The organism is Streptomyces sp. ICN903, from assembly GCF_022015835.1.
In the GTDB taxonomy this organism is placed as follows: Bacteria; Actinomycetota; Actinomycetes; order Streptomycetales; family Streptomycetaceae; genus Streptomyces; species Streptomyces fenghuangensis.
This window is the reverse complement of record NZ_JAKMAY010000007.1, coordinates 35,169-43,683: the sequence shown is the minus strand read 5'-3', so window position 1 is coordinate 43,683 and position 8,515 is coordinate 35,169. Positions and strand designations below refer to the sequence as shown.

The following is an 8,515-nucleotide window of genomic DNA, read 5'->3' as shown; positions in this document are numbered from 1 at the left end:
GGCCGGGGGAGGCCGGGGCACCGGCTGCCCCCGCGGGGTGCGGCACAAGAGGTGTGGCACAATGGGCGGCTGTACTCGACAGCCGCACAGGACCCCTCTCTCCTCCGGCTGACGCGTCCACTCGGACACTCGGGTACCACAACCCCACGTGGCATCCCGCCGTGTCCAACCACGCCAAAGACCAGGAGACACCACAGCCGTGGCAGTCAAGATCAAGCTGAAGCGACTGGGCAAGATCCGTTCGCCTCACTACCGCATCATCGTCGCCGACTCCCGTACCCGTCGCGACGGCCGGGCCATCGAGGAGATCGGTCTGTACCACCCGGTGCAGAACCCCTCCCGCATCGAGGTCGACTCGGAGCGCGTCCAGTACTGGCTGGGCGTCGGCGCGCAGCCGACCGAGCCGGTCCTGGCCATCCTGAAGGTCACCGGCGACTGGCAGAAGTTCAAGGGTCTGCCGGCCCCGGAGCCGATGAAGGTCGCCGAGCCCAAGGCCGACAAGCGCGCCCTCTTCGAGGCCGCCGCCAAGGAGTCGGCGGACGAGCCCAAGGGTGAGGCCATCACCCAGAAGGCGAAGAAGGCCGACAAGAAGGCGGACGAGGCCGAGGCCGCCGCCGAGTCGACCGAGGCGTGACCATGCTGGAAGAGGCCCTCGACCATCTGGTGAAGGGCATCGTCGACCACCCCGACGAGGTGCAGGTCGCCGCCCGCAACCTGCGTCGCGGGCGCGTGCTGGAGGTCCGGGTCCACCCCGACGACCTCGGCAAGGTGATCGGCCGCAACGGCCGCACCGCACGCGCGCTGCGCACCGTCGTGGGCGCTCTCGGCGGGCGGGGCGTCCGCGTCGACCTCGTCGACGTGGACCAGGTCCGCTGAGGGCCGCGGCAGACAACGCAGAGCACCGGCACGGGCCGGGAGCGGCACCGCCGCTCCCGGCCCGTGCCGTGACCGCCGGCGTACGGGAACCGGCGAGAACCTGGAGTGACGAGCAGTGCAGTTGGTAGTCGCGCGCATCGGCCGTGCCCACGGGATCAAGGGCGAGGTCACGGTGGAGGTGCGCACCGATGAACCCGAGGTGCGCCTCGCCCCCGGCGCCGTCCTGGCCACCGACCCCGCCTCCGCGGGCCCCCTGACCATCGAGTCCGGGCGCGTCCACAGCGGCCGGCTGCTGCTGCGCTTCGAGGGCGTGAGGGACCGCACCGCCGCCGAGGCGCTGCGGGGCACCCTGCTGATCGCCGAGGTCGATCCGGAGGAGACCCCCGAGGACCCCGACGAGTACTACGACCACCAGCTGATCGACCTCGACGTCGTCACCCGCGACGGAACGCCCGTCGGCCGCATCGAGGAGATCGCCCACCTGCCCCACCAGGACCTGCTCGTGGTGCGCGGGCCCGACGGCGGCGAGGTGCTCGTCCCCTTCGTCGGTGAGATCGTCCCCGAGATCGACCTGGAGGGGCAGCGGGCCGTCATCGACCCGCCGCCGGGGCTCATCGACGACCGCGCCGAGATCGCCGGATCCCGCACCGGGAACGGCGCTCGGGACGGTGCGGCGGGCGGGGACGGAGAAGGCGGCGGGGACGCGGAGGACGGCGTCTGATGCGGATCGACGTCGTCACGATCTTCCCCGAGTACCTGGAGCCGCTGAACGTCTCCCTGGTGGGCAAGGCGCGCGCCCGCGGCCTGCTCGACGTACGCGTCCACGACCTGCGGCAGTGGACCCACGACCGGCACAACACCGTCGACGACACCCCCTACGGCGGCGGCCCCGGCATGGTGATGAAGCCCGAGCCGTGGGGCGAGGCGCTGGACTCGGTCATCGCCTCGGGCGGGGACGGGCGGGGCGAGGGTCCGGTCCTGGTCGTCCCCACCCCCAGCGGCAGCCCGTTCACCCAGCGGACGGCCGTCGAACTGGCCGCCGAGCCGTGGCTGGTCTTCACCCCCGCCCGCTACGAGGGCATCGACCGCCGCGTCGTCGAGGAGTACGGCGAGCGCCTGCGGGTGCGCGAGCTGTCCATCGGCGACTACGTGCTGGCCGGCGGCGAGGCGCCCGTGCTGGTCATGGTGGAGGCCGTCGCCCGGCTGCTGCCCGGGGTCCTGGGCAACGCCGAGTCCCACCGCGACGACTCCTTCGCGCCCGGCGCCATGGCCGACCTGCTGGAAGGCCCCGTCTACACCAAGCCCCCGGTGTGGCGCGGCCGGGACATCCCCGAGGTGCTGCTCAGCGGCCACCACGGCAGGATCGCCCGCTGGCGCCGCGACCAGGCGTTCCGCCGCACAGTGCGCCACCGCCCGGACCTGATCGAGAGGTGCGACCCCGCCGCGCTGGACGCCGACGACCGCAGGCTCCTGGCGGAGCTGGGCTGGACCGAGCGCCCCGACGGCCGATTTGGGCCCGCGGCCCGGGGCGTGGAAGAATAGGCCGCTGCCTCGCGTCCGGCGCGCGACCCTGCCACAGGGGGAACAACGCCCGACCGGTACGACGGCTCACCGAACCCAACGAACGATTCCGCCGATGACCTGTGGCATCGGCGAGGAAAGCAGACGGTCATGCACCTTCTCGACAGCGTCGACTCCGCCTCGCTGCGCAGCGACATCCCCACCTTCCGCCCCGGCGACACCGTCAACGTCCACGTGCGCGTCATCGAGGGCAACCGCTCCCGTGTGCAGCAGTTCAAGGGTGTCGTCATCCGCCGCCAGGGCTCCGGCGTCCGCGAGACCTTCACCGTCCGCAAGGTCAGCTTCAGCGTCGGCGTGGAGCGCACCTTCCCGGTGCACACCCCGGTCGTCGAGAAGATCGAGGTCGTCACCCGCGGTGACGTCCGCCGCGCCAAGCTGTACTACCTGCGCGAGCTGCGCGGCAAGGCCGCCAAGATCAAGGAGAAGCGCGAGCGCTGATCCACGGCCGGTCCGCGCGGTGGAGCGCCGGACGCCCCGGCGTCCGGCGCCGCCCGCGGGGCACGGTCCCCGCGCCGCTGTCCGCACCGGTGTCCGCCGCGCCGCCGGGTTAGGCTCTCGGCTCGATGAACACCGACGAACAGCACACGCGACCCATGGAACGCGACCGCTCCTCCCACCCCGTACGGGGCGGGAGGCGGCGGTCGCGTTTCGTGCGTCCGGGGGCCGCGGTGGCCGCGGTCGCCGTGCTGCTCCTGCTGGTCCACACGTTCGTGGCGGAACCCTTCCGCATCCCGAGCGGCTCGATGGGGAACACCCTCGAAGCGGGCGACCGCGTCCTGGTGAACAAGCTGGCGTACCGTTTCGGCAACCTTCCGGCGCGCGGAGACGTTGTGGTGTTCGACGGGACCGGTTCGTTCGACCGGGAGCCGTCGCGGGGGACCGACTACGTCAAGCGGGTCGTCGGAGTCGGCGGCGACAGGGTCAGGTGCTGCGACGAACGGGGGAGGATCGAGGTGAACGGCGAACCGGTGGACGAGACCTATCTGCATCCCGGCGACCGGCCCTCGGCCGTCCCGTTCGACATCGCGGTTCCCGAGGGGCGGCTGTGGGTGATGGGCGACCACCGCTCCCGGTCGAGCGACTCCCGGGACCACCTCGGATCCCCCGGCGGCGGCACCGTACCGGTGGACAGGGTGATCGGCCGGGCCGACTGGATCGTCTGGCCGGCCGGCCGCTGGACCTCTCTGCGGGGCCGGGATGGGTAGGCGCGGACGGCCGCGCGGCAGCCGGCGGGAGGCCGCCCGCGGCGGCACCCCGCCGGAGCCCGGGACCACGCTGCGCGGCCCCGGCGAGGGCCGGGCCGACCGGCGGCGCGCCGCCAAGCGGATCAGGCGGCGCCGGCGGCTGTCGGTGACCAAGGAGATCCCCGTCCTGGTGGGCGTCGCGCTGCTGATCGCGTTGGTGCTCAAGACGTTCCTGGTACAGGCGTTCGTCATCCCCTCCGGCTCGATGGAACAGACGATCAGGATCGACGACCGGGTGCTGGTGGACAAGCTCACCCCCTGGTTCGGCTCGCGCCCCGAACGCGGCGACGTGGTGGTCTTCAAGGACCCCGGGGGCTGGCTGCCTCCGGGGGAGGAGCCGGAGCGGGACGACCCCGTGGGCATCAAGCAGGGCAGGCAGTTCCTGACCTTCATCGGTCTGCTGCCCTCCGCCGAGGAGCAGGACCTGATCAAGCGGGTCATCGGCATCGGCGGGGACACCGTCGTGTGCTGCGACGAGGACGGCCGGGTGACGGTCAACGGCACGCCCCTGAACGAGCCGTACCTCCACCCGGGCAACGCGCCCTCGCAGATGGACTTCGAGGTGAAGGTGCCCGAGAACCGCATCTTCGTGATGGGCGACCACCGCTCGAACTCCGCCGACTCCCGGTACCACCTGCAGGACCCGGGCAAGGGGACCATCCCCGAGAGCCTGGTGGTGGGCAAGGCCGTGGTGATCGCCTGGCCCTACTCCCACTGGCGACGGCTGGAGGAGCCCGAGACCTACGCGTCGGTGCCGGACCCGCGCGGCGAGACCGCCTCCGCGGCCGCGGGCGCCGACAATGACGGAGGCGAAGACATGGTGCACATACCGAGCCCTGTGGAACTCCCGCTCGTTATGGGAGTGGCAGGCGTGGGTCTGCACCGGCTGAGGCGCGGGCTGCAGCGCGGTAAGAGCGGTATCGGTGTGAGGAGTGGATGTGGGGGACGTGGCGGTCGGAGCGCGCTCCGACGCGGACGGGCCCGAGCGGCGGGCCGAAGGCGAGCCCGTGGAGCGCGGTGAGGAAACGGCCGCGGGCCCGGACAGCGGAGAGAGAGTGACGGAAAAGAAGCAACGCTCCTTCCTGAAGGAACTGCCCATCCTCATCGGCATCGCGCTGCTGCTGGCCCTGGGGATCAAGACGTTCCTGCTGCAGGCGTTCTCCATCCCCTCCGACTCGATGCAGAACACCCTCCAGCGGGGCGACCGGGTGCTGGTGGACAAGCTGACCCCCTGGTTCGGGGCCGAACCCGAGCGCGGCGAGGTCGTCGTCTTCCACGACCCGGGCGGCTGGCTCGACCCGTCGGTCCAGCAGGACACCAACGTCTTCCAGGACTTCATGAGCTTCATCGGCCTGATGCCCTCCGCCGAGGAGCAGGACCTGATCAAGCGGGTCATCGCGGTCGGCGGCGACACCGTGGCCTGCGAGAAGAACGGCCCCGTCACGGTCAACGGCAAGGCTCTGGAGGAGGGGTCCTACATCTACCCCGGGGACGCTCCCTGCGGCAGTGAGGGCTTCGGCCCGGTCAAGGTCCCCGAGGGCCGGATCTGGGTGATGGGCGACCACCGCTCCAACTCGCTGGACTCCCGTTTCCACCAGCAGCTCCCCGGACAGGGGACGGTGCCCGTGGACGAGGTCGTGGGACGGGCCGTGGTCAAGGCGTGGCCGATCGACCGCTGGGGCACCCTCCCGGTGCCCGACACCTTCGCCGAGCAGGGCCTGGCCGCGGCTCCCGCGGCACTGGGCCTGGCGGGCGCGGTGCCGCTGGTGATGTGGCGGCGGCGCCTGAGGGCGAGGGCCGTGAAGGGGAGCGCGGAAGGGGCCGCCGCGGCGTCCGGGACGGCGTTTGGCGCCGTGAGCGGGACGGACGGGCGGGCCGAGGGCTGACCCGGAAGCGTACCCGGGGGTAGGGTGCGGCGCAGACCGCCGGTGGACCCAGATCTTTTCCGGGAGCGCGAGTGAGCAGAGCCGAACGTACCGGGAAGGGCCGCGGCCGTATGGGCCAGGTGCTGTCGTCGGCGGCCGTGGCGATCGGCTGCGTCCTCTTCCTGGGCGGTTTCGTCTGGGCCGCGGTGCTGTACCAGCCCTACGCCGTGCCCACCGACTCCATGTCGCCCACCGTCGAGGCCGGGGACCGGGTGCTGGCCGAGCGCATCGACGGCGACGAGGTCCGGCGCGGCGACGTCGTCGTCTTCCTCGATCCGCTGTGGGGCAACATGCCGATGATCAAACGCGTCGTCGGCGTCGGCGGCGACACCGTGGAGTGCTGTGACGAGCAGGGGAAGCTGACCGTCAACGGCGATCCCGTCGACGAGCCGTACCGGCTGGAGGAGGAACGGGCATCCTTCTCCGCCTTCGAGGCCTCCGTGCCCGAGGGGCAGCTCTTCCTCCTCGGCGACCACCGGGAAGGGTCACTGGACTCGCGCACGCACCTGGAGGACGCCAACAACGGCTCCGTGCCCCGGGAGGCGGTGACGGGCCGGGTCGACGCCACCGTCTGGCCGCTGGGCCACGCGGGCATGGTCGAGCGCCCGGCCGGTTTCGCGGACCTGCCCGGCGGGACCTCCCGGCCGGGGCCGCTGGGCCCCGCCCTGACCGCGATCGGGGCCGGCGCTCTGCTGATCCTCGGCGGCGCCGGGTACGGGGCGATCGGCTCGGTCCGCGGCAAGCGCGCGGAACTGACGCACAATGGGGGAACGCACGGCTGAAGGGGAACACGCCATGAGCGCCGAGGACCTCGAGAAATACGAGACCGAGATGGAGCTGAAGCTCTACCGGGAGTACCGGGACGTCGTCGGCTTGTTCAGGTACGTGATCGAGACCGAACGCCGTTTCTACCTCACCAACGACTACGAGATGCAGGTGCACTCGGTTCAGGGTGAGGTCTTCTTCGAAGTCTCGATGGCCGACGCCTGGGTGTGGGACATGTACCGGCCGGCCCGCTTCGTCAAACAGGTGAGGGTGCTCACCTTCAAGGACGTGAACATCGAGGAGCTGAACAAGAGCGACCTGGACCTGCCCGAGGACTCCGGCTTCAAGAGGTGAGCCCGGAGCCGGCCACCGTTTCTGTCGCTCCTGCCGTTCCCGTCGTTCCGTCGTTCCCGTCAACGCCGCGACTACGGGGTACCTCGTACGGGTGAGCGAGATATCCACAACCGGCCGGTAGTCCACCGGATCGGACCATGATCACCCAAATCGCCTCCCCAGCCGCCACAGTCGGCGCCGGAGGTGGTACCGATGAACAGCAGGAACGCACTCGGGCGCTACGGCGAGGACCTTGCCGCCCGCCGGCTGCGCGAGACGGGCATGGCCGTCCTCGAACGGAACTGGCGCTGCCGCGACGGCGAGATCGACATCGTCGCCCGGGACGCCGACGCACTCGTCGTCTGCGAGGTCAAGACGCGCCGGGCCGGCCCGTACGGGCACCCGATGTCGGCCGTGACCCCGCGCAAGGCCGAGCGGCTGCGCAGACTCGCCTCCCAGTGGCTCAGCGAACGCTGGATCGCCCGCTACGGCCGCCCGCCGACCGGAGGCGTGCGCATCGACCTCGTCGGCGTCGTCCTGCCCGAGCGCGGCGCCCCCCGGGTGCAGCACGTCAGGGGGGTGGCCTGACATGGGCTTCGCCCGCACCTGCTCGGTCGCCCTCGTGGGCGTCGAGGGCGTGGTCGTCGAGGTCCAGGCCGACCTCGAACCGGGGCTGGCCACCTTCACCCTCGTCGGCCTGCCCGACAAGAGCCTGGTGGAGAGCCGCGACCGGGTCAGGGCCGCGGTCGTCAACTCCGGTGTCGACTGGCCCCAGAAGAAACTCACCGTCGGGCTCAGTCCCGCCTCGGTGCCCAAGAGCGGCAGTGGGTTCGACCTCGCGGTCGCCTGTGCGGTGCTCGGAGCCGCCGAGCGGATCGACCCCCGCGAACTCACCGGACTCGTGATGATCGGCGAGCTGGGCCTGGACGGGCGCGTCCGGCCCGTCCGCGGCGTCCTGCCGGCGGTCCTGGCCGCCGCGGACGCCGGATACCGCCAGGTCGTCGTCGCCGAGCAGACCGCGTCCGAGGCCGCCCTGGTCCCCGGCGTCTCCGTCCTCGGCGTCCGCTCCCTGCGCCAGCTCGTCGCCGTCCTCACCGACGAGCCCGTACCCGAGGAGGAGTGCCCGGACGGGCACGGCACCGACGCCACCATGCTCGCCGGTCTCACCGTGCCCGGCGCCGGGGGAGGGATCGCGGGACTGGGTGGCGAACGACGGGTGGACCTCGCCGAGGTCGCCGGGCAGAAAGCCGCCCGCAGGGCCCTGGAGGTGGCCGCGGCGGGGCGCCACCACATCTTCTTCAAGGGACCGCCGGGCGCGGGCAAGACCATGCTCGCCGAACGGCTCCCCGGACTGCTGCCGCCGCTCACCCCGAAGGAGGCACTGGAGGTCACGGCCGTCCACTCCGTCGCCGGGGCGCTGCCGCCCGGCCAGCCGCTGGTCGAGCGACCCCCCTACTGCGCCCCGCACCACTCGGCCACCACCGCCTCCCTGGTGGGCGGCGGCAGCGGTCTGCCCAGACCCGGGGCCGTCTCCCTCGCCCACCACGGTGTGCTCTTCCTGGACGAGGCGAAGGAGGCAGACTTACGCCGGGCGAGAGTACAGCATCAGCAGGGGAGTTGCAGGCAGTCGGGGCTCTGGCCGGTCTAGAAGGGCACACAGCGGCCCAGCGACCCGCCGCGTACGGCCCTTGGCGCCCAGGGCGAGACCGGCTCTCACGGTCCCGTCTATGGCCGTGTAACGGTAGGAGGGCGCGGGGTTCGAGCAGTGCTGGCGGTTGGCCGCAGTAACGG

General features: G+C 72.0%; 11 protein-coding genes and 1 pseudogene. All 12 read left to right on the top strand.

Annotated elements, in window-relative coordinates; genetic code table 11:
• Nucleotides 1-199: 199 nt before the first annotated feature.
• Entirely contained in the window at nucleotides 200-634 is a 435-nt protein-coding gene (rpsP, locus tag L7D48_RS01730; protein WP_093662131.1) for a 30S ribosomal protein S16, read from the top strand.
• Nucleotides 635-636: 2 nt separating this feature from the next.
• The gene (locus tag L7D48_RS01725; RefSeq protein ID WP_093850657.1) at nucleotides 637-876 is read left to right on the top strand and encodes an RNA-binding protein; all 240 of its coding nucleotides are present in this window, start codon (nucleotides 637-639) and stop codon (nucleotides 874-876) included.
• A 115-nt stretch (nucleotides 877-991) separates the two neighbouring features.
• The gene (gene rimM, locus L7D48_RS01720) at nucleotides 992-1,597 is read left to right on the top strand and encodes a ribosome maturation factor RimM (RefSeq protein WP_237876665.1); all 606 of its coding nucleotides are present in this window, start codon (nucleotides 992-994) and stop codon (nucleotides 1,595-1,597) included.
• Nucleotides 1,597-2,418 (top strand): tRNA (guanosine(37)-N1)-methyltransferase TrmD, encoded by an 822-nt coding sequence (gene trmD, locus L7D48_RS01715; RefSeq protein ID WP_237876663.1) that lies wholly within the window; start codon nucleotides 1,597-1,599, stop codon nucleotides 2,416-2,418. The genes rimM and trmD overlap by 1 nt, the downstream gene beginning before the upstream one ends.
• A 129-nt stretch (nucleotides 2,419-2,547) precedes the next feature.
• Complete coding sequence (gene rplS / locus L7D48_RS01710; protein WP_093850660.1) at nucleotides 2,548-2,895, top strand: 50S ribosomal protein L19; 348 nt, start codon at nucleotides 2,548-2,550, stop codon at nucleotides 2,893-2,895.
• A gap of 125 nt (nucleotides 2,896-3,020) precedes the next feature.
• Nucleotides 3,021-3,662: a signal peptidase I gene (gene lepB, locus L7D48_RS01705; RefSeq protein ID WP_237876661.1), complete on the top strand. Its 642-nt coding sequence runs from the start codon at nucleotides 3,021-3,023 to the stop codon at nucleotides 3,660-3,662.
• Nucleotides 3,655-4,722: a signal peptidase I gene (gene lepB / locus L7D48_RS01700; RefSeq protein WP_237876659.1), complete on the top strand. Its 1,068-nt coding sequence runs from the start codon at nucleotides 3,655-3,657 to the stop codon at nucleotides 4,720-4,722. The genes lepB (L7D48_RS01705) and lepB (L7D48_RS01700) overlap by 8 nt, the downstream gene beginning before the upstream one ends.
• Nucleotides 4,709-5,587, top strand: a complete 879-nt coding sequence (lepB, locus tag L7D48_RS01695; RefSeq protein ID WP_374490624.1) for a signal peptidase I — start codon at nucleotides 4,709-4,711, stop codon at nucleotides 5,585-5,587. Before lepB (L7D48_RS01700) ends, lepB (L7D48_RS01695) begins: the two co-directional genes overlap by 14 nt.
• Before the next feature lie 71 nt (nucleotides 5,588-5,658).
• Nucleotides 5,659-6,408, top strand: a complete 750-nt coding sequence (lepB, locus tag L7D48_RS01690) for a signal peptidase I (RefSeq protein WP_374490619.1) — start codon at nucleotides 5,659-5,661, stop codon at nucleotides 6,406-6,408.
• A gap of 13 nt (nucleotides 6,409-6,421) precedes the next feature.
• Nucleotides 6,422-6,745 carry a DUF2469 domain-containing protein gene (locus L7D48_RS01685; RefSeq protein WP_237876658.1) on the top strand — a complete coding sequence of 108 codons (324 nt, stop codon included), beginning with the start codon at nucleotides 6,422-6,424 and terminating at the stop codon, nucleotides 6,743-6,745.
• Between the two features lie 192 nt (nucleotides 6,746-6,937).
• Nucleotides 6,938-7,312, top strand: coding sequence for a YraN family protein (locus L7D48_RS01680; RefSeq protein ID WP_237876656.1), 375 nt, complete (start codon nucleotides 6,938-6,940; stop codon nucleotides 7,310-7,312).
• 1 nt (nucleotide 7,313) lies between these two features.
• Nucleotides 7,314-8,300 (top strand): annotated as a pseudogene (locus L7D48_RS01675) (YifB family Mg chelatase-like AAA ATPase); the annotation flags it as partial.
• Between the last annotated feature and the right edge of the window lie 215 nt (nucleotides 8,301-8,515).